Annotated in this window: 32 protein-coding genes, 1 riboswitch and 1 other annotated feature (1 of these 34 only partly in view); of the genes, 20 read left to right on the top strand and 12 right to left on the bottom strand. The window is 36.4% G+C overall.

Annotation, left to right across the window (positions count from 1 at the left end; translation table 11 throughout):
- Positions 1–106: a binding site (T-box leader), on the bottom strand; it reaches 115 nt to the left of the window's first position.
- Between the two features lie 140 nt (positions 107–246).
- From AC3WTI_RS18175 to AC3WTI_RS18210, 8 genes are all read left to right on the top strand, one after another.
- Entirely contained in the window at positions 247–603 is a 357-nt protein-coding gene (locus AC3WTI_RS18175) for a hypothetical protein (protein ID WP_142286695.1), read from the top strand.
- 122 nt (positions 604–725) lie between these two features.
- Positions 726–2,114 (top strand): adenosylmethionine--8-amino-7-oxononanoate transaminase, encoded by a 1,389-nt coding sequence (gene bioA, locus AC3WTI_RS18180; RefSeq protein WP_087956867.1) that lies wholly within the window; start codon positions 726–728, stop codon positions 2,112–2,114.
- Positions 2,114–2,842 carry an ATP-dependent dethiobiotin synthetase BioD gene (gene bioD / locus AC3WTI_RS18185; RefSeq protein WP_097841192.1) on the top strand — a complete coding sequence of 243 codons (729 nt, stop codon included), beginning with the start codon at positions 2,114–2,116 and terminating at the stop codon, positions 2,840–2,842. The genes bioA and bioD overlap by 1 nt, the downstream gene beginning before the upstream one ends.
- A complete protein-coding gene (bioF, locus tag AC3WTI_RS18190) occupies positions 2,808–3,995 on the top strand; it encodes an 8-amino-7-oxononanoate synthase (RefSeq protein ID WP_097841191.1) in 1,188 nt (395 codons plus the stop codon). The genes bioD and bioF overlap by 35 nt, the downstream gene beginning before the upstream one ends.
- Entirely contained in the window at positions 3,992–4,732 is a 741-nt protein-coding gene (locus AC3WTI_RS18195) for an alpha/beta fold hydrolase (protein ID WP_087956864.1), read from the top strand. Before bioF ends, AC3WTI_RS18195 begins: the two co-directional genes overlap by 4 nt.
- Positions 4,698–5,507, top strand: a complete 810-nt coding sequence (gene bioC, locus AC3WTI_RS18200; RefSeq protein WP_097841190.1) for a malonyl-ACP O-methyltransferase BioC — start codon at positions 4,698–4,700, stop codon at positions 5,505–5,507. Before AC3WTI_RS18195 ends, bioC begins: the two co-directional genes overlap by 35 nt.
- A gap of 1 nt (position 5,508) precedes the next feature.
- A complete protein-coding gene (bioB, locus tag AC3WTI_RS18205; RefSeq protein ID WP_087956862.1) occupies positions 5,509–6,507 on the top strand; it encodes a biotin synthase in 999 nt (332 codons plus the stop codon).
- 179 nt (positions 6,508–6,686) lie between these two features.
- Entirely contained in the window at positions 6,687–7,007 is a 321-nt protein-coding gene (locus tag AC3WTI_RS18210) for a hypothetical protein (RefSeq protein ID WP_000549778.1), read from the top strand.
- Between the two features lie 24 nt (positions 7,008–7,031).
- Here AC3WTI_RS18210 and ribH read toward each other — a convergent pair whose 3' ends face one another.
- The 5 genes from ribH to AC3WTI_RS18235 form a co-directional block, all read right to left on the bottom strand.
- Complete coding sequence (gene ribH / locus AC3WTI_RS18215) at positions 7,032–7,493, bottom strand: 6,7-dimethyl-8-ribityllumazine synthase (RefSeq protein ID WP_000230900.1); 462 nt, start codon at positions 7,491–7,493, stop codon at positions 7,032–7,034.
- Between the two features lie 18 nt (positions 7,494–7,511).
- A complete protein-coding gene (gene ribBA / locus AC3WTI_RS18220; RefSeq protein ID WP_087956861.1) occupies positions 7,512–8,705 on the bottom strand; it encodes a bifunctional 3,4-dihydroxy-2-butanone 4-phosphate synthase/GTP cyclohydrolase II in 1,194 nt (397 codons plus the stop codon).
- Positions 8,706–8,717: 12 nt separating this feature from the next.
- A complete protein-coding gene (gene ribE, locus AC3WTI_RS18225) occupies positions 8,718–9,362 on the bottom strand; it encodes a riboflavin synthase (RefSeq protein ID WP_087956860.1) in 645 nt (214 codons plus the stop codon).
- Positions 9,344–10,456 carry a bifunctional diaminohydroxyphosphoribosylaminopyrimidine deaminase/5-amino-6-(5-phosphoribosylamino)uracil reductase RibD gene (ribD, locus tag AC3WTI_RS18230; protein ID WP_087956859.1) on the bottom strand — a complete coding sequence of 371 codons (1,113 nt, stop codon included), beginning with the start codon at positions 10,454–10,456 and terminating at the stop codon, positions 9,344–9,346. Before ribD ends, ribE begins: the two co-directional genes overlap by 19 nt.
- A gap of 311 nt (positions 10,457–10,767) precedes the next feature.
- Positions 10,768–10,911, bottom strand: a riboswitch (FMN riboswitch).
- A 189-nt stretch (positions 10,912–11,100) separates the two neighbouring features.
- A complete protein-coding gene (locus tag AC3WTI_RS18235; protein WP_001151582.1) occupies positions 11,101–11,307 on the bottom strand; it encodes a CDGSH iron-sulfur domain-containing protein in 207 nt (68 codons plus the stop codon).
- 139 nt (positions 11,308–11,446) lie between these two features.
- Here AC3WTI_RS18235 and AC3WTI_RS18240 point away from each other — a divergent pair, with 139 nt between their 5' ends.
- Complete coding sequence (locus AC3WTI_RS18240; RefSeq protein WP_492304387.1) at positions 11,447–11,692, top strand: YqkC family protein; 246 nt, start codon at positions 11,447–11,449, stop codon at positions 11,690–11,692.
- 10 nt (positions 11,693–11,702) lie between these two features.
- Here AC3WTI_RS18240 and AC3WTI_RS18245 read toward each other — a convergent pair whose 3' ends face one another.
- On the bottom strand, positions 11,703–12,626 hold the full coding sequence (locus AC3WTI_RS18245) for an alpha/beta hydrolase (protein ID WP_097841189.1): 924 nt from the start codon (positions 12,624–12,626) through the stop codon (positions 11,703–11,705).
- A gap of 81 nt (positions 12,627–12,707) precedes the next feature.
- Between AC3WTI_RS18245 and AC3WTI_RS18250 the strand changes: the two genes are divergently transcribed.
- Both AC3WTI_RS18250 and AC3WTI_RS18255 read left to right on the top strand, forming a co-directional pair.
- Positions 12,708–13,187, top strand: coding sequence for a GNAT family N-acetyltransferase (locus AC3WTI_RS18250; RefSeq protein WP_087956857.1), 480 nt, complete (start codon positions 12,708–12,710; stop codon positions 13,185–13,187).
- A gap of 102 nt (positions 13,188–13,289) precedes the next feature.
- On the top strand, positions 13,290–14,153 hold the full coding sequence (locus AC3WTI_RS18255; protein WP_097841188.1) for a LacI family DNA-binding transcriptional regulator: 864 nt from the start codon (positions 13,290–13,292) through the stop codon (positions 14,151–14,153).
- Positions 14,154–14,176: 23 nt separating this feature from the next.
- Here AC3WTI_RS18255 and AC3WTI_RS18260 read toward each other — a convergent pair whose 3' ends face one another.
- Positions 14,177–15,496 carry a Na+/H+ antiporter family protein gene (locus AC3WTI_RS18260; RefSeq protein WP_087956855.1) on the bottom strand — a complete coding sequence of 440 codons (1,320 nt, stop codon included), beginning with the start codon at positions 15,494–15,496 and terminating at the stop codon, positions 14,177–14,179.
- A 182-nt stretch (positions 15,497–15,678) separates the two neighbouring features.
- Positions 15,679–16,677, bottom strand: coding sequence for an alpha/beta fold hydrolase (locus tag AC3WTI_RS18265; protein ID WP_087956854.1), 999 nt, complete (start codon positions 16,675–16,677; stop codon positions 15,679–15,681).
- A gap of 121 nt (positions 16,678–16,798) precedes the next feature.
- Here AC3WTI_RS18265 and AC3WTI_RS18270 point away from each other — a divergent pair, with 121 nt between their 5' ends.
- On the top strand, positions 16,799–17,251 hold the full coding sequence (locus tag AC3WTI_RS18270) for a ribbon-helix-helix domain-containing protein (protein WP_087956853.1): 453 nt from the start codon (positions 16,799–16,801) through the stop codon (positions 17,249–17,251).
- Between the two features lie 83 nt (positions 17,252–17,334).
- Here AC3WTI_RS18270 and AC3WTI_RS18275 read toward each other — a convergent pair whose 3' ends face one another.
- On the bottom strand, positions 17,335–18,924 hold the full coding sequence (locus AC3WTI_RS18275) for a bifunctional metallophosphatase/5'-nucleotidase (protein WP_097841187.1): 1,590 nt from the start codon (positions 18,922–18,924) through the stop codon (positions 17,335–17,337).
- A gap of 201 nt (positions 18,925–19,125) precedes the next feature.
- Here AC3WTI_RS18275 and AC3WTI_RS18280 point away from each other — a divergent pair, with 201 nt between their 5' ends.
- The 3 genes from AC3WTI_RS18280 (at position 19,126) to AC3WTI_RS18290 (ending at position 20,932) form a co-directional block, all read left to right on the top strand.
- Positions 19,126–19,389 (top strand): YqkE family protein, encoded by a 264-nt coding sequence (locus tag AC3WTI_RS18280; protein ID WP_142286696.1) that lies wholly within the window; start codon positions 19,126–19,128, stop codon positions 19,387–19,389.
- A gap of 68 nt (positions 19,390–19,457) precedes the next feature.
- The gene (locus AC3WTI_RS18285; RefSeq protein WP_087956851.1) at positions 19,458–19,982 is read left to right on the top strand and encodes a GrpB family protein; all 525 of its coding nucleotides are present in this window, start codon (positions 19,458–19,460) and stop codon (positions 19,980–19,982) included.
- 122 nt (positions 19,983–20,104) lie between these two features.
- Complete coding sequence (locus AC3WTI_RS18290) at positions 20,105–20,932, top strand: aldo/keto reductase (RefSeq protein ID WP_087956850.1); 828 nt, start codon at positions 20,105–20,107, stop codon at positions 20,930–20,932.
- A gap of 29 nt (positions 20,933–20,961) precedes the next feature.
- Here the strand turns inward: AC3WTI_RS18290 and AC3WTI_RS18295 are convergent, their stop codons facing one another.
- Complete coding sequence (locus AC3WTI_RS18295) at positions 20,962–21,876, bottom strand: aldo/keto reductase (RefSeq protein ID WP_097841186.1); 915 nt, start codon at positions 21,874–21,876, stop codon at positions 20,962–20,964.
- Positions 21,877–21,929: 53 nt separating this feature from the next.
- Positions 21,930–22,058, bottom strand: coding sequence for a Z-ring formation inhibitor MciZ (mciZ, locus tag AC3WTI_RS18300; protein ID WP_087956848.1), 129 nt, complete (start codon positions 22,056–22,058; stop codon positions 21,930–21,932).
- 74 nt (positions 22,059–22,132) lie between these two features.
- On the opposite strand from mciZ, the gene AC3WTI_RS18305 reads away from it, so the two are divergent.
- On the top strand, positions 22,133–22,672 hold the full coding sequence (locus AC3WTI_RS18305; RefSeq protein WP_087956847.1) for an NUDIX hydrolase: 540 nt from the start codon (positions 22,133–22,135) through the stop codon (positions 22,670–22,672).
- A gap of 24 nt (positions 22,673–22,696) precedes the next feature.
- Here AC3WTI_RS18305 and AC3WTI_RS18310 read toward each other — a convergent pair whose 3' ends face one another.
- Positions 22,697–23,248: a GNAT family N-acetyltransferase gene (locus tag AC3WTI_RS18310; RefSeq protein WP_048530917.1), complete on the bottom strand. Its 552-nt coding sequence runs from the start codon at positions 23,246–23,248 to the stop codon at positions 22,697–22,699.
- Between the two features lie 154 nt (positions 23,249–23,402).
- On the opposite strand from AC3WTI_RS18310, the gene spoIIM reads away from it, so the two are divergent.
- The 4 genes from spoIIM (at position 23,403) to xerD (ending at position 25,813) form a co-directional block, all read left to right on the top strand.
- Positions 23,403–24,020 carry a stage II sporulation protein M gene (gene spoIIM, locus AC3WTI_RS18315; RefSeq protein ID WP_229200852.1) on the top strand — a complete coding sequence of 206 codons (618 nt, stop codon included), beginning with the start codon at positions 23,403–23,405 and terminating at the stop codon, positions 24,018–24,020.
- A gap of 106 nt (positions 24,021–24,126) precedes the next feature.
- Entirely contained in the window at positions 24,127–24,582 is a 456-nt protein-coding gene (gene fur / locus AC3WTI_RS18320) for a ferric iron uptake transcriptional regulator (RefSeq protein ID WP_000392655.1), read from the top strand.
- Between the two features lie 103 nt (positions 24,583–24,685).
- Entirely contained in the window at positions 24,686–24,916 is a 231-nt protein-coding gene (locus tag AC3WTI_RS18325) for a YqzK family protein (protein ID WP_001250432.1), read from the top strand.
- 6 nt (positions 24,917–24,922) lie between these two features.
- Positions 24,923–25,813, top strand: a complete 891-nt coding sequence (gene xerD, locus AC3WTI_RS18330) for a site-specific tyrosine recombinase XerD (protein ID WP_000390084.1) — start codon at positions 24,923–24,925, stop codon at positions 25,811–25,813.
- Positions 25,814–25,823 lie beyond the last annotated feature (10 nt).

Raw genomic sequence — 25,823 nt, forward strand, 5'->3', positions numbered from 1 at the left:
AAGCTCTAGGGGGTAATTCATAATTCGCTCTGTACTGGTTCGCACCGACCACCAGCTCTCTGAAATCAGAAATCGAAATACTACTAAATCCTATCAATGCCGATTCATATGATGTTAGTTAAATTTTTATCATATATTCATCATACATGTCAATAAAAATGTGTAATATTTTTTTAGGGAAATAAAGGAGATAGGTTTTAACACCGAAAAATGTGCGTTATAATGAATTTGAAAGGGGAGGAAAGAGTGAAGAAAAAAATAATTCTTTTTACCACCTTACTAGTCATTGGCGGAAGTGCTGGAATTTACACGGCTTTTGCAGCTGAATCAGAGCAGGCAAAGCAAAAGCAAATGCAGCAGTCAGAAGTGAAGAAAGCGAAAGAAGCTGAAGAGAAGAAGTCGATGGAAAAAGTAGCTGAGAAACTAGGGGTTTCTACGGAAGGAAAAACAAAAGAAGAGGTTACGAAAGAAGTAAATACTGCGAGATTTGAGAAGCGCCATGATTTATTGATTGAACATGCAAAACAACTTGGAATTGATACAGAAGGAAAAAAAGATGAAGAGATTATTTTAGAAATTGGAAAGATACAACATGGAAAGTAGAACAACCTATCGTATGATAGGTTGTTCTTTTTTAAGAACTATTTGATTTAAAAATAATTGACAGTCATTTAGTTTTAATGTTAACTGTATTTATAAACTAGTTAACATTAGGGGTGACAATTGTGACTTTTAGTAAGAGTACGACTGACAAACCATCTTATACATATGAAGAATTATCGGAGAAAAACAAAGCCTATGTATGGCACCCATTTACACAAATGAAGGATTATTTAGAAGAAGATCCTGTCATTATTGAACGTGGAGAGGGAAGAAAGCTATACGATACAAATGGAAATGAATATTGGGACGGTGTTTCGTCTATTTGGTTAAATGTTCATGGGCATCAAGTACCGGAACTAGATGAGGCAATTCATAAACAATTAAATAAAATTGCCCATTCTACTATGCTAGGACTTGCTAACGTTCCATCTATTTTATTAGCAGAAAAAATAATTGAAGTTGTTCCAGAAGGTTTAAAGAAAGTATTTTATTCAGACTCTGGTTCTAGCGCTGTTGAAATTGCAATTAAGATGGCCTTTCAATATTGGCAGCATAAAGGAAAACCGAAGAAACAAAGATTTGTTACATTAAAAGAAGCGTATCATGGTGATACAATTGGAGCTGTTTCAGTAGGAGCAATAGACTTGTTTCACCAAGTGTATAGTTCACTTTTATTTGAAGCAATTAAAATGCCTTACCCATATACATATCGTTCTCCATATGGAAATAATAAGGAGGAAATTGTAAAAAAACATTTAGAAGAAATGGAAGAGTTGCTGAAAGACAAACATGAAGAAATTGCGGCGATTATTGTAGAACCTTTAATGCAAGGTGCTGGCGGTATGATTACAATGCCAAAAGGATACTTAAAAGGGCTACGTAATTTATGTACAAAATATAACGTTTTATTTATTACAGATGAGGTAGCGACTGGATTTGGGCGTACCGGGAAAATGTTTGCATGTGAACATGAAAATGTAACGCCGGACATTTTAACAGCCGGAAAAGGTTTAACGGGCGGATATTTACCAGTTGCAATCACTGTAACGACAAATGAAATTTATAATGCCTTTTTAGGGGGATATGAAGAACAAAAAACGTTTTTCCACGGTCATAGTTATACAGGGAATCCGTTAGGGTGTGCGGTAGCAATTGCGAATTTAGAACTATATGAGAAAACAAATTTAATAGAAGAAGTAGCACGTAAAACAGAATATGTGGCGACGCAATTAGAAGAACTCTTTGCATATAAACATGTAGGGGATATTCGTCAGTGCGGGTTAATGGTTGGAATTGAACTTGTGAAGAATAAGGGAACGAAAGAAGCGTTTGAATGGACAGAGAGAGTCGGTGTTCAAGTATGTAAGCGCTCAAGAGAGCTAGGCATGATCCTGCGACCGCTCGGTAATACGATTGTCTTTATGCCACCTCTTGCTTCTACAATTGATGAGATTGATGATATGTTACGTATTTTGTATAAAGCAATCTCGGATGTTACGGAGGGAGAATAATGAGCGGTTTTTTTATAACAGCAACGGATACTGAAGTGGGAAAAACTGTCGTTGCCGGTGCATTAGCAGGTGTATTTAGAGAATTGGGATATAACATTGGGGTATATAAACCGTTGCAAAGTGGACATGTTGCATCAAATCCAGAGGGAGATGCAGCAAGGTTAAAGGCATTATCAGGTGTACCGACAAAAGAAGATGAAATTTGTCCGTATTCTATTGAAGAGCCGCTTGCTCCGAGACTTGCCATGAAAAGAGCTGGAAGGACAGTAGTGTTAAAAGACATTATTCATCACTATAATGAACGATTAAAAGAGTTTAATAGTCTGCTTGTAGAAGGAGCAGGGGGATTAGCTGTTCCGTATACAGAGGACGCTTTAGTAATTGATTTCGCAAAAGAATTACAGCTTCCTCTTATTGTAGTAGCGCGTCCTACATTAGGAACAGTAAATCATACCGTTTTAACGGTTGCTTATGCAAAGGCACATGGTTTAACAGTAGCAGGTGTCATTTTATCTGGCTGCAAAGAATGCGAAATGGAAAGAGTGCAAGAAAATAAAGAAATGATTGAAGAGTTAAGTGGGGTACCAGTTTTAGGTTTATTACCATTCTTTGAAGGTGAGTTTACAAAAGAAGAAGTCTTGGAATCTGCTAAAGAATATATAATGATTTCAAAATTAGAGGAGCTTATCCGAAATGAATCAAACGTGGCGCACACATCTTCAATCTAAATTGCAACAATTAAAAGAGCAAGGGCAGTATCGCAATTTGCATGTAACAGAACAAGCAGAAGAGATATGGCTTATTCGAGATGAGAAAAGGATGCTAAATTTAGCGTCAAATAATTATTTAGGATTAGCTGGTGATGAAAGGTTAAAAGAAGCTGCTATAGCATGCACAAGAAAATATGGAACTGGGGCGACAGCATCAAGGCTCGTTGTAGGAAATTATTCACTGTATGAAGAGACTGAGAGAAGTATATGCGAGTGGAAAGGCACTGAAAAAGCCTTAGTTGTAAATAGTGGATATATCGCAAATGTTGGAGTGATTTCTTCATTAGCGAGTCGTCATGATATTGTGTTTAGTGACAAATTAAATCATGCAAGCATCGTTGATGGAATTATATTAAGTGGGGCAGATCATAAAAGATATCGTCATAATGATTTAGATCATTTAGAGAAATTGTTGCAAGTAGCGCCGTCGAAAAAGAAGAAAGTAATTGTAACGGATGCTGTTTTTAGTATGGATGGTGATACTGCGTATTTGAGGGAGTTAGTGGAGTTGAAAGAGAAATACGGGGCAATCATTATAGTTGATGAAGCACATGCGAGTGGAATATATGGAATGGATGGAGCAGGATTGTCCCATATAGAAAAAGATATTTCTCAAAAAATTGATATACATATGGGGACGTTTAGCAAGGCTTTAGGGTGTTATGGTGCGTATTTGACAGGCGAGGCAATTTATATAGAGTATTTACAAAATATGATGAGAAGCTTCATTTTTACTACTGCATTACCGCCAGGAACATTAGGAGCGGTACAAAAAGCAATTGAAATTGTAAAAGAAGATAAAGAAAGAAGAGAGAGGCTTATAGAGAATGGAGCATATTTTAGAAACCATTTACGAGCAGCTGGTTTTGATATTGGGAATAGCTCAACTCATATTGTACCGATTGTAGTCGGTTCAAATGAAACCGCTTTACGATTTAGTAAAAGGTTGCAAGAGGTAGGTATTGCAGCAATTGCAATTCGTCCACCAACGGTTCCAGTTAATAGTTCAAGGATCCGTTTTGCAGTTACGTCCCAACATACAATAGCTGATTTGAATTGGGCTATTCAGCATATTATACACATTGGTAAAGAAGAGGGGTTTTTAGTATGAAAGAGCTAAAGATTATTTTTATTCCTGGATGGGGAATGGAAGAAGCTGTTTGGACTTTAGTTCTGCCGTACTTTAAAGGGTATTCTGTTCAATATGTCAATTGGCGTAATGTGAAAGAACAAAGTGAATTCGCTGAGCGAATCATAGAGGTAGCAAAGGATGAAAATGTAATTTTAGTTGGATGGTCACTAGGGGCTTTAGCGGCAGTTCAAGCTCATAAAAAGATTAAGGCAAAAGGTATTGTATTAATTGGTGGTACTGCCAAATTCACAAATACGAGCGACTATACGAGTGGATGGAATGCTTTGCATGTAGAACGGCTGAAAAAGAATTTGGCGAGAAGGAAAGAAGATACGCTCAAGCGTTTTTATGAAAATATGTTTACGAAAGATGAGCTGAAAGAGAATAAAAGGTTTGAAGATATAATAAAACACTTTAAAGGTGATTGTATTCAGTCTTTACAAGTAGGTTTAGATTATTTAATAGAAACAGATATGAGAGAAGAACTGAAAGAAGTTAAAGTACCTATACTACTTATTCACGGAGAGCAGGATGTAATATGTCCATTGTCTGCAGCATATAGTATGGCTGAGAATGAGACTGCAACGCTCAAGGTAGTAAATGAGGCTGGACACGCATTATGTGTAACAGATTTTGAATATTGTGTAAATGAGATAATTCAATTTGTAGAGGGGATACGACATGATCAACAAAACGTTACTACAAAAACGGTTTAACGTGGCAGCTGTATCCTATGATCAATATGCAAATGTACAAAAAAAGATGGCACATTCATTACTTTCTACATTGAATCAGCGATATAATGCAAATGCATCGATACGTATTTTAGAACTTGGATGCGGGACAGGATATGTTACAGAGCAATTAGCAAACTTATTTCCGAAAGCGCATATTACAGCTATTGATTTTGCTGAAAGTATGATTGCAGTTGCGAAAGCTAGACAAAATGTGAACGATGTAACGTTTTACTGTGAGGATATCGAACGATTACGACTAGAAGAAACGTATGATGTCATTATTTCAAATGCCACATTTCAATGGCTAAATGATTTAAAACAAGTGGTAAGAAATTTATTTCAGCATCTAGCTATAGATGGGCTATTACTCTTTTCAACGTTTGGACAGGAAACATTTCAAGAATTGCATGCTTCGTTCCAGCGGGCGAAAGAAGAAAAAAATATACAAAATGAAACATCGATTGGGCAACGTTTTTATTCGAAAAATCAATTGCGCCATATTTGTGAGATAGAAACAGGGGATGTACATGTTTCTGAAACATGTTACATAGAGAGGTTTACAGAAGTTAGGGAGTTTCTACATTCTATTCGAAAAGTAGGAGCAACCAATAGTAATGAAGAATCATATTGTCAAAGTCCTTCACTCTTTCGTGCGATGCTTCGCATATACGAAAGAGACTTCACGGAAAATGAAGGGATAATGGCGACGTATCACGCTTTATTTATGCATATAACAAAAGAGGGGAAGAGATGAAATGAAACAAGTACAAACAAAAAGAGATTGGAAAAAACTTGCATATGACGTAGTAGAAGAGAAAATGATTACGAAAGAGGATGCAATAGCGATATTAGAAGCTGATGAGACAGAAGTTTTAGAAATTATGAATGCTGCTTACATCATTCGCTATCATCACTTTGGTAAGAAAGTAAAATTAAATATGATTATTAATACGAAATCTGGCTTATGTCCTGAAGATTGCGGATATTGTTCACAGTCTATTATTTCAGAAGCACCGATTGATAAATATGCATGGCTAACGCAGGAAAAGATTGTAGAAGGAGCGCATGAAGCAATTCGCCGTAAAGCGGGTACATATTGTATTGTGGCATCTGGTCGTCGTCCGACGGATAAAGAGGTGAATCACGTAATTGGGGCGGTGAAGGAAATTCGTGAAACGACAGATTTGAAGATTTGTTGTTGTTTAGGCTTCTTAAACGAAGATCAAGCAGGACGTTTAGCGGAAGCGGGTGTACATCGTTATAACCACAACTTAAATACACATGCGAATAATTACGAAAGCATTTGCTCCACTCATACGTATGACGATCGTGTTGATACAGTTCAAAAAGCGAAACAAGCGGGTATTTCACCATGCTCTGGTGCAATATTCGGAATGGGAGAAACAATAGAAGAGCGTGCTGAAATTGCATTCGAATTACAACGTATAGATGCAGATTCAATTCCATGTAATTTCCTTGTTGCTGTAAAGGGTACGCCGCTTGAAGGGCAAAAGGAGTTAACTCCAGTAGAATGTTTAAAAGTGCTGGCGATGATGCGCTTTGTAAACCCAACGAAAGAAATTCGTATTTCAGGAGGGCGTGAAATCAATTTACGTTCTGTACAACCAATGGGTTTATTTGCAGCAAACTCTATTTTTGTTGGAGACTACTTAACGACAGCGGGGCAAGAACCAACTGCAGACTGGGGTATGATTGAAGATTTAGGATTTGAGATTGAGGAATGTGCACTGTAAGTTAGAAAAAAGCAAACTTGTAAAAGAGTTTGCTTTTTTGTAAATAAAATGTAATAAATAGTTGTGAAAGTTTGATACTATTGGCTTTTGAGCGAAAAAAAGAATTTTGGTGGACGAATTTTCCAAGCGCCAATTGTACATAGTAAATATGTAATTTATATTGGGTTGGAGGATTTTACATGCACAAATATATATTAGCGATTATGACTTGTCTCATTTTACTAAAAGCGATAAGTGCTGATCCAGTTAAGGCCGCCGAAAATCCTGAACAAAAAGAAATGCAACAACGAATTGAACAACATTTTCGAACGAAAGCTGAACATTTTGGATTGAAAACAGAAGGAAAAGATTTAAAGGAAGTACGAAAAGAAATTACTATTATAGAAGAAGCGAAGAAAAGAGAGAATGTATGGAGAACAGCACAAACGCTTCGTATACAAACAGAAGGAAAAACAATGGACGAATTAATAAAAGATGTACGGAAAAAAGTAAAGAAATAAAAAAAGAGGCGACTGCCTCTTTTTTTATGCCCATTGTTTTGATAAGTGAGCCATTTCAATTGCAGCAACGGCGGATTCATAGCCTTTATTACCAGCTTTCGTGCCCGCACGTTCAATCGCTTGCTCGATTGTTTCAGTCGTTAATACACCGAAAATAACTGGGATGTCTGTTTGTAGTGATAAAGAGGCAACACCTTTTGCAACTTCATTACAAACGTAATCATAATGTGTTGTCGCGCCGCGAATGACAGTACCTAAAGTAATAACAGCATCATACTTCCCGCTATTCGCCATCTTTTTAGCGATTAAAGGAATTTCGAATGCGCCAGGCACCCAAGCAACATCAATATCAGTTTCTTCTACACCGTGACGCTTTAATCCGTCTAAAGCTCCGCCAAGTAACTTACTTGTAATAAATTCATTAAAACGTCCAACAACAACCCCAACTTTTAATCCTGTACCAACTAAATGACCTTCGAATACCATAATAAATCTCTCCTTTAATTATAAGTTTAGTAAATGTCCTAATTTGTTTACTTTCGTTTGTAAATACGTTTTATTTTCTTCTTTTGTTGGCATTTGCAATGGAACACGCTCGATTACTTCTAAATCATAACCTTGTAAGCCAGCAATTTTTCGCGGATTATTCGTTAATAATCGTAAATGTTGTAAACCTAAATCTTTCAAAATTTGAGCGCCGATACCATAATCACGCAAATCCGCTGGGAATCCAAGCTTTTCATTTGCTTCTACAGTATCGAACCCTTCTTCTTGTAACTTATAAGCGCGAAGCTTATTTAGAAGCCCAATACCTCGTCCTTCTTGTCTCATATAAAGAAGAACGCCTTTTCCTTCACGCTCAATTTGAGCAAGGGCAGCATGGAGTTGTGGTCCGCAATCACAGCGGCACGATCCAAATACATCTCCTGTTAAGCACTCTGAATGAACGCGTACAAGTACAGGCTCTCCTGTTGAAATATCACCTTTTACGAGTGCGATATGCTCTTTCGAGTCTAATGAATTAGAATAGCCAATTGCATGGAAAGTACCGAAATCTGTAGGTAATGTAATTTCCACTTCTCGCGTCACTAATGTTTCATGGTGGCGGCGATAAGCAATTAAATCTTCTATTGTAATCATTTTTATATCAAATTGTTTTGCACACTGTAGTAAATCAGGTACGCGTGCCATCGTACCGTCCTCATTAATAATTTCGCAAATGACGCCAGCTGGTTCCGCTCCGCAAAGCTGTGCTAAATCGACAGCAGCCTCTGTATGACCAGCACGGCGCAGGACACCGCCTTCTTTCGCAATTAATGGAAAGATATGTCCAGGACGATTGAAATCAGCACCTTTTGATGCAGGATTTAACAACTCTCGTATCGTAGTTGCACGTTCGTGAGCGCTAATCCCAGTTGTTGTAGAAACGTGATCAATGCTCACTGTAAATGCAGTATGATGCGAATCTGTATTATGAGCTACCATTGGTTCTAATTGTAGACGTTCTGCGTACTCTTCCGTAATTGGTACACAAACGAGGCCGCGCCCATGTGTAATCATAAAGTTAATTATTTCTGGCGTAATATACTCTGCTAAAGCGATAAAATCGCCTTCATTTTCACGGTTTTCATCATCACATACGATTACGACTTTCCCTTGTTTTAAATCTTCTAGAGCTTCTTCAATACGATGAAACATCATGCTTCCCCCTTATAAAAATCCGTTTTCTTGTAAAAAGCTTTCGGTCATTGAACCTGTTCGTTTTACAGGTTTAGAAATAAAGCGTTCGATATATTTACCAATCATGTCACACTCAATATTTACGATGTCACCAGCATTTTTTTCTCCGATAACAGATTCACTTACTGTGTGCGGGATGAGTGAGATTGTAATGGAAGATTCGTCTATATCAAATATTGTTAAACTCGTTCCATCAACAGCAACGGATCCTTTATGCAAACAATAGCGCAATAATTCATCAGCGATAGCTATTTTGTAATAGACGGCATTATAGTGTTGTTTTTTACTTACTATCGTTCCGATGCCATCAATATGTCCTGAAACGAAATGTCCACCGAATCGTCCATTTGCAGCCATTGCACGTTCTAAATTTACTTTACAGTGCGGTTTAAGCATTCGAAGTGACGTAGATTGCATCGTTTCAGGCATTGCATCCACGGTGAATGAAGTTGTTGTGAAACTCGTTACAGTTAAGCAAATACCGTTAACCGAGATACTATCACCTAAGTGAACATCGGATAAAATTGTATTTGCATGGATCATTAACTTCATTGCTTCTCCGCTTTGTTGCATGTTTGCAATCGTTCCTAATTCTTCTACAATTCCTGTAAACATTCCGTCACCTCATTTCGGGCATTCGCAACAATTTTTATATCATCGCCAATTTGTTTCATCTCTTGAATTTCCAAGGAAAGTGCATCTTGTAATGCTGTAAAACCATTTCCGCCAAATAAAGTAGGGGCATCTTTCCCGCCAATTAATTTGGGACTTATATAAGTTACAATTTCATTGAAATACTTTGTTTGTAGGAAGCTTGCATGAATCGATTGTCCTCCTTCAACGAATAGAGAAAGAATTTGCTTCTCTCCAAGTAAGAAAAGGAGGTCCTCAATTTCAATTTGCTTCGTTTTCATTTGGAATATCACTATATTTTCAGATTCATAAGAAGCTATTTTCTCTTTATTTACATCCTTACCGACAAAAATCCACGTCGGTGCTAAACCATCTGTTATGACATGAGAAGATGGTGGCGTTCGTAAATGGGTATCTAAAATAACGCGTATAGGATGTTTACCCCCGTTAGGAATTCTTGTTGTTAAATGTGGATTATCAGCTATAACTGTATTCACTCCAACGAGAATTGCATCATGTGTATGGCGATATTGGTGAACATCAGCTCGTGCTTCTTCTCCTGTAATCCACTTACTTTCACCAGTGACAGTCGCTGTTTTTCCGTCTAAGCTCATTGCTGTTTTTATTGTTACAAATGGACGTTTTGTTTTCATGTAGTGAAAAAAGTAGCGATTTAATAAAACTGCTTCCGCTTCAAGAACACCAGTCGTTACTTCGATGCCAGCTTCTTCTAATCTCCTTTTTCCATTACCAGAAACGAGCGGATTACAATCAAGAGTAGCAATTACAACGCGCTTAACTTCTTTTTTGATGAGCGATTCACAGCAAGGTGGTGTTTTTCCAAAATGGCTACACGGTTCAAGTGTTACATACACGGTAGCTCCTTTTGCTTTTTCACCAGCCATATGAAGAGCATGAACTTCTGCGTGTTCTTCACCAGCACGTAAATGAGCTCCCATACCGACGATGTTTCCGTCTTTTACAACAACAGCACCAACCATAGGATTGGGACTTGTTTGTCCGGAAGTTCCTTCTGCTAACTGCAGGGCAATCCTCATATATTCTTGATCTGTCATTCTCTTCACCTCTCCTGAAAAAATCAAAAAACCTCAAGGATTTTTAATATCCTTGAGGTTTGGGAGACGTGATTTCTAGAAATATAGTTCGAATACGAAAGTATAGGAAAGAAACCTAACGATGATTGATATTTAGGCATAAGGAAAAAACCTAGCAAAATATCAAATTTTTCAAGCGCTAGTCGTCTCTTTTTATTTCAGTATAGAAAGAAAAGTATACAAAATAAAACATATATATAGATTTGAATTGAATCTATAAAAATATGCATACTGAAATAAAAGTGTATTCGCTATATAAAATTACTAGAAAACATATCCTTCTCCCATCCAGACTATACTGTCGGCCCTAGAGTTTCACTAGATCCACCGTTTTCGAGTTGAAAACGGGTCACGGACTTAGAAGTTTGCACTTCATCACCGCCGGTTGGGAATTTCACCCGACCCCGAAGGATGTTGTTTGCTCAAATTATAGCACAAAAAAGAAAAAAGGCTAGTGAAAAATATTCGAATGTGAAGAATTGTGTGGAAATATAGGTAGCCTGGCATGGAGACAAAAGTATGAAAAATGTTGTAAGGAGAAGGGATGTAACGGAGTTGTAAAAAAGAAAAACATGCACAAAAAAATGTGCATGTCACATGTGAAATTATTCTGCTTCTGGTGCTCTAACAACAGATTCGAATTTACCTTTATGCGAAGCATCGCAATAAGGCATGTTTTTTGATAAACCACAACGGCATAAAGAAAATGCCGGTTTTGCTGGGAATACATTCCCTTGTGAATCAACTAATTCCACGTCCCCTGTAACGCGAAAAGAGCCATTATCATTTACTTTAATTTGTACTTTAGCCAACGCTATCCCTCCTTCCCAAACGCTTAATTTCATCATATAATCAAGAGAAGTACTTGACAATATCAAATGAGCACTTTCTTTGGGAGAGAAGAGAGTGTTATAATGTTTTTTATAACTGACTAGAGTAAGGTGACGAAAGATGGATAAACAATTACGTACATTACGAAATATTGCAAAGGAGCGCACATGGGCATCATTTTTGAATGATAATCATCCATATAGTTTGTTACACTGGTCCATTGCAGGTGTGGGACAAGAGTCAAAGGATGTTTGGTTACTGCAAGATGAGGTAACATTTCAAACGACAGAATTTCCAACGTTAGATGATGCAATGCAATGGATTTCTGAAAACATGGAACAAGTTACAGACGTTTTAGCGCAATAAAAAAACAGGCTTATGCAAGCCTGTTTTTTGTTTCTTTTACATATGAGTTTAAAAATTGATCAACGGCTGCTTCATATTCTTCTTTATTTTCGTTATAAGAGCAAGCGTGTGCACCGTGTTCTGCAATATAAAGTTGTTTATTGTTTTCCTTCGCTTCATATAGTGCTTTCGTCATATCAGCTAAAATATAATCATCATCTTTACTATGAATAAAGAGGACGGGATTGTTAATGTTTTTTATACAATCGATTGGTGAAACTTCACGAATCGTATAACCGTCACGCACTTTCAAAAAAGCATTTGCTAAAGGTAATAAAGGCCATTTCGGTAAATGGAATTCAACCTTTAAACGATGTTGTAATTGCCCGTAAAAATCAGAAAAAGGACAATCTGCAATATAGAAATCAGCACCATCTTCTACAAGTCCTGCGTATTGAAGAAGTGTTGCAGCTCCCATCGATTCACCATGAATACCGAGTGTTATATTTGTTCCAAAGCGACTTTTTAGCCAGTCAACTACGGATTTTAAATCATGTTTTTCATAGTAACCATAGCTTGTTGTTTTTCCGCCAGTTTTACCATGACGACGATGATCGTAAATAACGACATTATATCCTCTGTTTAAAAATAAGTTGGCATATTTTACAGAGTTCATTTTATTTACAGTTACACCGTGACAGAAAACCATAAATTTGCTGGAATGGCCAGCTGGAATGTAATATCCATGAAGATCATATCCGAATTGCGAAGGAATATGAATTTCTTCTTTATGAAGAGCATCAAAATCCTCTATACGAAAATGTTTTTTCGTTTCTCTTTCGAGTACTTCTTCCTCTGTTTTTTTCTTTAAGTACATCACTTTATTTGTAAAGAAAATCCCAAGGGCAGTTATTGCACCTAGTATAGTAAACAATGCTGCAAAAAAACGTTTCATACTTTACCTCATCCTCCAAATACCGTTACATGTGATACACTTACATTGTATCACAATGATAGAAAAGGGGAGAAATAGGAAATGGTGTATATACAAAAAATTACGCCATCGATGAAAGGAAAAATCCGAATGTTCATGTGTGAGAACTGGGGAAGTTCATTGATGGTTTCACGTGGGAAGGGGCATCAATTAGAAGAATTACCAGGATTTGTTGCGCTCTCAGATGAAAGAATAATTGGAATTATAACGTATGAAGTGACCGGAAATACGTGCGAAATTGTATCGTTAGATAGCTTTGAAGAAAGAAAAGGAATAGGGACAAAACTTGTAGATTGTGTATTAAAAATGGCAGAAGAAGAGCGGTGCGAGCAGGTTTGGCTCATTACAACGAATGATAATATGAATGCGTTACGTTTTTACCAAAAACGTAATTTTTTGATGACAAATTTATATGTGAATGCGGTGGAAGAGGCCCGAAAAATAAAGAAAGAAATCCCGCGTATTGGGTATGATAATATCCCGATTTTACATGAAATTCAATTGGAATATAGTTTAGTGTAATGATGTAACAATTTTCAGAAATATAAGTTATTAACCTTGACGAATATTGTAATTTAGGTTACCGTAAAATTGTAATCTATTACCATATTAAGGGGTGACGATGTGGCAACTATACGTGATGTTGCAAATTTGGCAGGTGTTTCAGTCGCAACCGTTTCACGAGTTATTAATGAAAAAGGATACGTCCATGAAGACACAGTAAAACAAGTAAAAGAAGCAATTGAGGAATTACGTTATAGGCCAAATAGTACAGCAAAGCCATTATTTAAAGAGAATTCAACGATAATTGCATTACTTGTAGATAATTTATATGACCCATCAAACATCACTTTGCTACATTGTATTGAGGAAATAGCATATAAAGAAGGATATCAAACCATTGTTTGTAATATAGAGAATAAAGATAGATACATACATATGTTGAAGGTAAATAACGTTGCAGGTGTTATTTTGACAAGATCCGTTTTTAAAAGTATAGGAGAAATGCCACTTCCGTTTGTTGTAATTGATGAAAAAAAATCCGATGCAAATTATTATGAAAGTGGACAAAGAGCGGTTTCTTTATTAAAGGAAAAAGGCTGTTACTTTCTTGCTTATTTCTGTGAGGGAGAAGATAGCGAAGAAATGGAAGAGCACGTATCAGGATTTCTAGACGCTGTTTGGGAGGAAGGAGTCTCTTATCGAGAAGTATGTGTACAAGGGTATACGAATAAACAGTTTATTACATTATTGCAAACTTATCCGTATATAGATGGAATTGTAACTTCAAGTGATAAGATTACTTTTGAGTTAATTCGGGCAGCAAAAAATTTAAATATATCTATACCGGATAAATTGAAAATTATTGGGCTGAACGGGAGTATAGATAGTGAGTGGGTAGGTCCGTCATTCCTGCAAATTGAAAGTTGTGTCGAAGAAAATGGGAAAATAGCGTTACAACAATTAAAGCGGAAAATAAAAAAGTAAAAGGTGCGTATAAAACGCACCTTTTATAATGTAATAGCGGCAATAAAGCCGAATATAAGTAATGGTATATTATAATGCAGAAAAGTTGGTACACATGTATCCCATATATGATGGTGTTGACCATCAGCATTTAAACCAGATGTTGGTCCAAGTGTACTATCTGATGCTGGAGATCCTGCATCGCCTAGTGCTCCGGCTGTACCGATAATTGCAATGGTGGCCATTGGACTAAATCCAAGCTGCATGCAAAGAGGGACAAAAATTGTTGTTAAAATAGGAATGGTTGAAAAGGATGAACCAATTCCCATCGTAACGAGAAGTCCAATCACAAGCATAAGGAATGCAGCGAGCGGTTTATTATTTCCAATTATATGTGCACTCGTTTGTACAAGAGATTCAACATGTCCTGTTTTTCGAAGGACAGCGCCAAATCCAGCGGCTGCGATCATAACAAAACCGATAAAGGACATCATGCGCATGCCACTTGTTAATATTGCATCTGCTTCTTTTAGAGGTAGACTACCACTTACTGATAAGACGATAATCCCCGCTAAAGCACCGAAAATCATTGATTCTGTTGCTAATTGAACAGTTAATGTAGCGATGATAGATAATAATCCGAAAGTAATGCTACGTTTTGTATAGGGAACGATTTCATTTACGGTAGTATGAATTTGTTCTGTTTCATACGTACGAGGTTTCCGGTACGTAATGAACACCGCTACACATAATCCGATAATCATACCGATTGCTGGAATAGTCATTGCTTTTGGAATAAGTGCGACATCAAATGTAAGACCGCTTTGCGCAGCATTTGTTTGCAATACGTCATGATAAATTTTTCCGAATCCTGCTGGAATCCACATATAAGGAGTAATCAATCCGAATGTAATAATACATGTAACAAGTCTACGATCCACTTTCAGCTCATTTAATACTTTTAAAAGTGCTGGAATTAAGATGGGGATGAAAGCGATATGAACAGGAATCACATTTTGTGAGAAACAAGCCATCGTTAAAATGATGAATAGAATAAGTATTTTAGAATAAACTTGTTTTTTCGTGTCTTGTTCATTGCCAATCCATTTTAATGCAGTTTGAATCATGGCATCTGGAAGTCCTGTTTTGGAAAGGGAAATAGCGAAACCGCCAAGCATTGCATAACTTAAAGCGATTGGAGCACTGTTTCCAAGACCAGTTGTAAAAGTGTTAATAGTTTCTGAAATACCGAGTCCGCCGATAATTCCGCCTGTTAAAGCTCCAACAATGATGGCGACAATGACCTGGACACGTAACAAACTAAGCAATAGCATAACTGCTACTGCGACGAGTACAGCATTCATAATAAATGTAATCTCCCCAAAATTTTATTGTGTTAAGGCAAGTAAATATGAAGCGCCTTGCTATATTTATCCCGCTTTAATGGGCAGTAAGACCCCCCCACTGATTAAAGTTTCACTTTATACATAGTTGCGACATATTATTATAAATTGTTTTCTATGAAATGTAAAAGAGCCTTTTATGACTAATGCTGAAAAGCTAGCTCTTGTTTAATGGATTGTAATGATTGAGTGAATAATTCGGGTTCTTCTAAATCGGGAGAATGTGCTGAATTTGGGAACCAAATCATCTTTTTTATGGGCGCTTCTATCACATCACAATATTCCTGAACGAGTGCATAAGGAGTTTGATAATCATAGCGACCAGAACAAAAATAAACCGGGATAGATAAACTTGAAATAGAAGAAAAGAAATCGATTGTTAGCATTTCTTCCCATAAAACGCCAGATTTTAAATTTCCTGCGAGAAACTTGAACCAATCTAATAGCGTATATTCGGGAGAAAAGAAGCCTTTTCGTATGAAAGAAAAGGAAGATCCATTTTGGATTGCTCCTCCGAATGTACCAAGCCACTTTCTTTGAATAATGAGACGTCTCGTATCTAAAAATGGTGGTTTTCCTAATTTTAAAAGAGAAGCTAATGCTTTTTTATGATCATGTTTTTTGGCAGAACGAATTAAATGCTGATATAGCAATTCTTCGTTTTGTTTCATATGTACAATCTGTCCAATACCGATGTAAGCCTCGATATACTGTGGATATTGATGTGCTATGTTAAGCCCAATAATGCTTCCCCAAGAATGACCAGCGAGAAATAGTTTCTGTTTATTGAACTTTTTAAGTACATATTGAATCACTTCTTTTGCGTCGGACACGAATTGTTCGATTGTAAAATTTGCTCCGAAATCTTTCATTGAAAAGGATTTACCTGCCCCGCGCTGATCCCAATTAATTACGATGAAGTGTTTCTCCAATTCTTTTTGAAAATGTCGAATAAATCCAATTTGTGCCATTCCCGGTCCGCCATGACAGCATAATAAAATAGGCTGCTCTACGTTTTGCCCGCGCATAAGGAGAGTTTGTTTTCGATCATTAATTATAACGCTTTCCATCGTAGCAATACTATTAGGAATGATTTGTTTATTTTCATTATAAAACTGTGGAGTATAGCTACGAAAAAGCATATTGAAAACCTCCTTTTCTGAAATCGTATGAATCGCACAGGCTATTCGTTTTGCATATACTGTTAGAAAATCATTGTAACATACCATACTAGTGTCATTTCAACACGGGAGGAGGGAAATTGTGACGATTGGAGAAATTATAGATTGTTTAAATAGACGTGAATCCATCGCTATTATAGCAAAACGTCTTGAAATAAGCCCGTATACATTATCGAAGAAACTAAGAGTGATTGGGTACGAATATGATGGGGAACAGAAGAAACGTATATTTGTAGGGGATGGAGAAGAACCACGTCACTTACAACTCCAAGAAGCGACAGCCCTTCAATATGCGACAATAGATTATCAATTATTAATTTATGAGCAATTACAAAGTATATATGAGTTATTAAGAAAGAGAGAAGAAGTAATTGCGCCTATTAAGAGTATAAGTACAGAGAAAAAGAAACGTACCTTTTCTATTAATAAAGAAATATTAGCAAAACTAGACGTTTTATCAGAATCGAAAGGAATTCAAAAATCTAAACTTGTAGAAGAGGCGCTACAACAATTTTTACAACAATATGATTTTTAATAACTAAAGAAAAGGATACTATGTTCATTGTAAGAACGAGTATCCTTTATAATAAAAAGCTGGACCGCATATTAGGGAACTACTTAATTTACCTTTTGAATTCTTCCATCAATAACGGGCTGAATTGGTTCTTTTAATTGTTTTACGTAATCGACTAGTGCTTCAAAGTCGTTTGGACCAGTTTCTGCATTTTTCCCATTTTTAAATGATACGAATCCGTCACCGCCAGAAGCTAAGAAGGCATTTGCAACTACGCTATACGTTTTAGATGGAGATAATTCTTCTCCGTTTGTTAAACGTATATTTGTAACTTTTTCACCGTTTGGCTTATTGGCATCCCACGTATATTGAATACCTGAAATTTGAAGCATGCGCGTCGTACCTTTTTGCCACTGTTGATTTAAAATGTCTCGAATATCTTGGCCTGTTAAATCTACTTTAATTAATTGGTTTCCGAAAGGTTGAATGCCGTATAATTCGCCCCATGTAATATCGCCAGCATCTAAGTCATTTCGAATGCCACCAGGGTTCATAAGTGCGATTTGAGCTTGCATCGTTTGACGCTGTGCATCAGCAATTACATTCCCAAGAGTAGATTCACCAGCATCATTTTGTTTACGGTCAATAGCTGCTGTGGATTTACCTACCACTTCATTTACAAGTGGTGCGATTTTTTCTTTATATTGATCTATTTTTTGTTTTACTTGTTTATCAGGTTCCACACCTTCGTGATATGTTGTAATGACTTCAGCCTTTTTCTTTACAATATCTTTTGTTTTACGATCAATTGTTACATCTACGTCTGAGAAAGCTGTTCCGTAAGAGTTCGCTTGGACGATTAGTTTATTATTTACAGTACCATTTACATACGTGTGACTATGTCCACCGAAAATAACATCAACTTCCGGATCTGTTTCATTTGCAATTCGAGTAAGGTCGCCATTTGTCACGCCAGACTCATCAGTTGTTCCGCCAACATGGGCAAGGACGACGATGGATTTAACACCGAGACGCTTTAATTGTTGCGTTGATTTATTAATTGCTTCTACTTCGTCAGTGATCTGTACATTTTTAAGCATAGTAGGCATCACCACATTTGGTGTATCAGTTGTAACAACGCCAATGAATCCTACAGGAACACCATCTACCATTTTTACAGTAAATGGTGGTAAAAATAAGCGGCCAGTTGATTTGTTATAGAAGTTTGCAGCGACATAAGGGAAGTTTGCACCTTTGAAATTGCCTGTTTTCTCATGATATCCACCGTAAATGAGACGTTTCATTTCATCAATACCTTCATCGAACTCGTGATTTCCGATTGTACCAACATCAAATTTTAAGTCATTTAAAAATTCAATCGTTGGTTCGTCTTGTAATAACGCTGAAACTGGTGGACTAGCTCCGACAATATCGCCAGCATGTACGAGAAGTGTATTCGGGTTTTGCTGTTTACGTTCTTTTAAATAAGTAGCTAAGTAATCAGCGCCACCAGCTTCTTTGTTATTAATTTTTTTAACAGTATCTAGTTGTCCATGGAAATCATTAATACCAAGCATTTGTACGTCTATGTAGCGGTTTTGTTCAGCTGGAGTCTGGGATGGGGGAGCGGCAAATACGGTTGAAAAAGTAATGGTGCTTAAAATGGCAACAGCAGGAATGATTTTTTTCCACATAATTGTTTTCTCCTTTTTTTATAATCTGACATCATACGACATAATTTTAATAGATTCATAGGATTATATCTATATAAAAATTTAGTTTTTTCGAAAAATTAACATATTTACAAAAGGTGAGTAATAGAGTAAAGAACCTTTTTTATTGTCGAGTTCATTGTGTATCTACTATAATGGAGAAAAAAGTAAAAGGTGAGTAGTATGAAGAAAAAGAAACAAAGACAAATGCAAAGACAATCGCAAGTGAATAAACAAGAGAAAGAGTCGCTTACATTAGGTGATCAATTAAATGATTCACTCATGCAGCAATTAAAGAATAAGAAGAAAGAATTGCAAGTGAGAGAAGAAGAAAAAGAGGCAGCTGAACTGGAAAGAAAGCGCCAAGAACAAAAAGAACGTGAAAAGAATAAATCATTTGAAGAACTGTTAAGTGAAAGTAGCCTTACTTGGAAAGACTTTAAATAATACAAAAAATGATCAGTGAATAGCACTGATCATTTTTTTGACGAGCTTGTAAGAAAAGGGGAGTTTACATGAGAAAAATTGTAGTTGTTCCGCATGAAAATCATTGGAACGAAAAATTTCACATGGAGGCCGAAAGATTAAAAGCGGCGATGCCAGAAAATGTGAAAGTACATCATATTGGAAGTACGTCGGTGCCAGGACTAGCAGCGAAACCAATTATAGATATGATTATGGAAGTAGAGAGTATCGATAGAGTAGATAGGTGGAATGAACGTTTTATAGAGCTTGGCTATATCGCAAAAGGGGAAAATGGTATTTCAAGACGTCGTTATTTTATTCATGGAACTGAGGAAAAACGCTCGTATCACTTACACGTGTTTGAAAGAGGAAATCCTGAAATAGTAAGGCATTTAGCATTTCGTGATTATATGATGGCTCATTGTGAAGAAGCTGAGGCATATGCAACCTTAAAGAAAGAATTAGCTGAAAAGTATACATATGATGGTACGTTATATTCGGAAGGGAAAACTGAGTTTGTACGTAATGTTGATGAAAAAGCGAAAGAATGGAGAGAAGGAAATGCAAATAATTGAGTTCACGTTTTAGTGAATAAAATTATTATGTAAACTGTACATATGTTTTGACTTTTTGGTTGAATCTTGTTCAAATAAAGTGGTGGCTTATAAAAAAATGTAAGAATGAAAGGGAGACGACTGTGCACATTCCAACAACTACACTTCATAATGGCGTAAAAATGCCGATGATCGGTCTAGGTGTTTATAAAGCGAAAGAAGGCGACGAAGTAAAACAAGCAGTAAAAACAGCGTTAGAAGTTGGATACCGTTCGATTGATACAGCAACTGTATATGAAAATGAAAGCGGTGTCGGAGAGGCGGTTCGTGAATCAGGGATTTCGAGAGAAGACATATTTATTACAACGAAAGTTTGGAACGACGATCAAGGATACGAGGAAACACTTGCGGCGTTTGAAAAAAGCTTAAAGAAATTACAAATGGACTATGTAGATTTATATTTAATACATTGGCCAATAAGAGGGAAGTATGTCGATACGTACCGAGCGTTAGAAAAACTGTATGAAGAAGGTAAAGTGCGTGCAATTGGTGTTTCTAATTTTCATAAACATCACTTAGAACTATTATTACCAAATTGTAAGGTGAAGCCGATGGTAAACCAAGTGGAACTTCATCCGATGTTAGCGCAATTTGAATTGCGTAATTTCTGTCAAGGTGAGCAAATTCAAATGGAGGCATGGAGCCCATTAATGAGGGGCGGGGAAGTATTCGAGCACCCGATTATTCAGGCCATTGCTACTAAATATGATAAAACACCTGCGCAAGTTATATTAAGATGGGATATTCAAAGTGGGGTAGTGACGATTCCTAAATCTGTTACACCATCTCGCATTAAGGAGAATTTTACTATCTTTGATTTTTCACTAACGGAAGAAGAGATGACTCAAATTAATACGTTAAATCGTAATTTACATGTAGGAACGAATCCTGATAAATATGATACGCTATAAAAAGACGCTACCAGTATGGTAGCGTCTTTTTAACGGTGTAAAGCGTAGGTATCACATTTAGCAATTTGCTGAATGTGTATATATTCTGCTGCTGTTAGCTCTACTTGTGTACTAGCCTGTACATTTTCTTGCAATTGCTTAATAGAGCTTGCACCAGGTATAACAGCTGCAACAGTTTCGCTATGTAAGCAATATTGAATAGCTGTTCCTGTTAAGGATTTTTCTTTTGTTATTTCTTTTACACCCGAGAGTGTCGCATATAATTCATCGTAAGAATAAGAAAGGTAATCCTTTTCTTTTACCCTTTCTATCTTTCTTGCATTATTGTCAGTTAAAATTCCTTTTGCAAGTGGCCCACGAGCAATGACGCTAATTTGATGTTCGTTTAGAAGTGGGAACCATTCTTCGGGGCGACGATTTAAAAGGCTATATTCCATAAGTACACTAATGATATTTGAACGTTTTGCATACTCACGGATGACATTTGGACGTATAGAAGAAATACCGTAATGACGAATGATACCTTCTTTTTTTAATTCTTCAAAGGCTTCAATTGTTTCATCTATAGGATCTTCAATCGTCCCGCCATGAAGTTGATATAAATCAATATAATCGATTTGAAGTCTACGTAAACTTTCTTTCACTTCAGCTTTTATGTAATTTTTAGAAGGATCCCAAGACCAGCCGTTTTTTTCCTCTGTCCATCGATTTCCAACCTTCGTTGTAAGAACAATTTGATCTCGTTTCCCTTTTAATGCTTTTCCAACAAATTCTTCGTTTAATCCATAATCATATAAATCCGCTGTATCAAAAAAATTGATTCCTAAATCAATTGCTTCATCGATAATACGCATAGCTTCTGCTTCAGATGTACCGAGAGACATACAGCCAAGTCCCATTTCTGTCACAAATAAATCTGAGTTTCCTAATTGACGTTTTTTCATAAGTCAACCTCCTTACTCTTATTGTACGAAAGGGAAAAGAGGTTGACAAACTTTTACTTTTTACTAGCTGAAATCCACTCTTGTACAGTTGTATACTCTTTGCCATATTGTTTTAGCTTATGGCGAATTTGCCATGCTTTTCCGACTAAAGTGACGCGATTTGGTAAAATATAAACTTTCATTTCTATCACGCTCCTTTCAATGTGGTAAAATGTATGAGGAAAGAATAGGAAATAGAACAGGGAGATGAAGTAGTATGAGTAATCTTGCGGAGAGAACAGTAAAAACTGAACCGATTTTTGATGGTAGAGTTATAAAAGTTCGTGTTGATGATGTAGTATTACCAAATGGAGCAATGAGTAAACGTGAAATTGTAAATCACCCTGGTGCAGTTGCTATTATTGCTATTACTGATGAGGGGAAAATCGTGCTTGTTGAGCAGTATCGTAAAGCGCTTGAAAAGGCGATTATAGAAATTCCGGCCGGCAAGTTAGAACCTGGTGAAAAACCTGAGGTGACAGCAGTTCGTGAATTAGAAGAGGAAACGGGATATGTATGTGAAAATATGGAGCTTATTACTTCTTTCTATACATCTCCAGGATTTGCAGATGAAATTTTATATGTATATAAAGCGACAGGTTTGACGAAGAAAGAAAATAAAGCTGCGTTAGATGAAGATGAGTTTGTGGAATTGATGGAAGTATCGTTAGAAGAAGCGATTACGCTTATGGAAGATCTTCGTATTCATGATGCGAAGACGATGTTCGCAGTACAATATTTACAACTACAAAAATAAACACTCGCCAAAGGCGAGTGTTTTTTAATTGATTTTTGCGTATACGCGTGCATCACGTAAGCTACCATCTGGAGCTATGAAATCATTTTCCATTGTACCTTCTAGAATGAATTCTAAACGTTCTGCTAGGTTACATGCATTTGTATTTGTTGCATCAACACGAATTTCAACTCTTCTAGCACTTAGCTTATCAAAGGCAAATTGAATAGCGCCTTTAATGGCTTCAGTCATATAGCCTTGTTTCGTATAAGCGCTATGCAGCCAGAAGTGAAGTGAAAACTTTGGAATATCCCAGTTTTCAGGTTTGAGCGTTATAGCTCCGATGAATGTACCCGATACTTTATCGTATAAGTGAAAATCAAGTGTTTCACGAAGTAAAAACTGTCCGTGAGCGTTACGAACGATTTCTTCAGCACTTTCTTCTGTTTCAGCGTTAATTGGCATCCACGGTACTAAGTCTTCTAGAGAAGCTTGGATTGCTTCATATACTTCTGCACCATCACCTGGAAATGGCTTACGAACTTGTAAGCGTTCAGTTTGAAATAATGTTGGAAAATCTAATAATAATGGTTTCAAGAGAAATCCCTCCTATTCTCTACTTTTAGTTTAGCAAAGTAGAGCGGAATTTCAATGTTAATTCGTCATACTTTTTTCTTTCTTTCATACATTTTTAGTAAGAGTGTGAACGGAGGGAAGGAAAATGTGGAGAAAAACTTGGCAAGACCGTGTAATGTCTCACATACAGGAAAACTCTTCATTATATATATTTAACGCTGTTTTATTATTGATGGGAGTCATATTTGGGGCCATACTGGTAAATAGTCTACAATTAAATCAAAAACAAGATTTATCATTTTATTTACAGCGCTTTTTTGGACAAGTTTCTAAAGGAGAATTTGCTATTGCAAGCGAAATGTTTCGAGAAAGTTACTTTTCGCAATTAAAATACATTGGATTTATTTGGATTTTGGGGATTTCAATTATTGGATTGCCACTTATTTTTATTTTATTGTTTGTAAAAGGAGTAGTCGTTGGATTTACAGTTGGTTTTTTAGTAAGTCAGCACGGATGGAATGGATTATTATTAGCATTTGTTTCTGTATTGCCGCAAAATCTCATTATTATTCCAGTATTTCTCGTTATGACAACAATTGCAGCCAGTTTTTCTTTACGCATGATTAGGCACCAATTTATACGGAAAATAACCGAGCCGCTATTACCATTATTAATTCGTTATACATGCTTCTTTCTTATCATTGGAGCGGTGCTAGCTCTTGCTTCTAGTGTAGAAGCTTATGCATCACCAGTTTTAATGAAAGAAGTCGTTGAGGCTATTAATAAACAATAAATACTTTATGAGAATAATTATCAATTTGTTTTCATTGTTTTTCTTTTGACAGAAGCCCTTCTTCTGATATAATGGTGTAAGAGTGGCGAGGAGGGAGTAGTACCGAATGGAAGAAAGAATTGAACGAATTAAGAAGCAATTACATGCAGCGAGCTACAAGTTAACACCGCAACGTGAAGCAACAGTTCGTGTGCTGCTAGAAAATGAAGAAGATCATTTAAGCGCAGAAGATGTTTACCTCCTTGTAAAAGAAAAGTCGCCAGAGATCGGATTAGCAACCGTCTATCGAACTTTAGAACTATTATCTGAGTTAAAAGTTGTCGATAAGATTAACTTCGGAGACGGTGTTTCACGCTATGACTTACGCCAAGAAGGTGCGCAGCGTTTCCACCATCATTTGATTTGTACACAATGTGGTGCTGTACAAGAAATACAAGAAGATTTACTTGGTGAAGTGGAAAGGAAAGTAGAACATGACTGGAGCTTTAAGGTGAAGGATCATCGTTTAACATTCCATGGGATTTGTAAAAATTGTCAAGAAAATGAAACGGATGAAAAATAACCTTTTCCTATTTAACTAGGAAGAGGTTTTTTATTTGAATAAGGTATAAATTGGTGAAAGCTTGGCATATGTTGTAATAACTTATATTTTGGAGGAATTTACAATGCGCCGAGCTTTAAAATTAACTTTTGATGGGATAAAAGTATTTTTATTATTTACAAGTTGTACGATTTTGTTTTATTTCGCTATACTATGGATAAATGAAGAATATGAAAGCTATCATCGTTATGAAAAGCCAAAAGAAGAGACAGTAGAAAAAGTATCAGGGAATGAAGAGCCGGCAAAGGATGCTTTCGTAAATAGAATGATGTTTTTCTATGAAAATGGGGAGTAGTGTAGATTGGAAGATCAATTAAAAGATTTTATTCATTATATGGTTGTCGAAAAAGGGCTAGCGAAAAATACAGTAGTATCTTATGAACGTGATTTGAAAAGTTATGTAAAGTATTTGCAAAATGTAGAACAAGCGAAAAGCTTTCATGAAGTGACACGCTTACACATTGTTAATTTTCTGCAGCACTTAAAAGAAAATGGAAAATCTTCGAAAACATTAGCACGTCATATTGCATCGATTCGTTCGTTCCATCAATTTTTACTTCGTGAACGAGCGGTAGAGCACGATCCATCCGTACATATTGAGACGCCTCAAGGAGAACGGAAATTACCGAAAGTATTATCAGTTGATGAAGTAGAAGCGTTACTTCAGACACCAAAAATGACGAGTGCTTTTGGGGTTCGTGATAAAGCAATGCTAGAGTTACTGTATGCAACAGGACTTCGTGTTTCGGAATTAATTGCCTTAAATTTAGAAGATGTACATTTAACGATGGGATTCGTTCGTTGCATAGGGAAAGGGAATAAAGAAAGAATTATTCCACTAGGAAGTTTAGCGACGGAAGCGATTCAAAAGTATATTGAAAAGGGAAGAAGAGAATTGATGGGTAAAAAAGTAGTAGATGCACTCTTTTTAAACCATCATGGCAATCGATTATCAAGACAAGGTTTTTGGAAAATTTTAAAACGATTAGCGAAAGAAGCAAATATTGAAAAAGAGCTTACACCTCATACGTTGCGCCATTCTTTTGCTACGCATTTATTAGAAAATGGAGCAGACTTGCGTGCTGTGCAAGAAATGCTTGGACATGCAGATATTTCAACGACACAAATTTATACGCATGTTTCAAAAACTAGATTAAAAGATGTATATAAACAGTTTCATCCAAGAGCATAGTTACTATGCT

The organism is Bacillus sp. EB106-02-03-XG38, assembly GCF_058792175.1.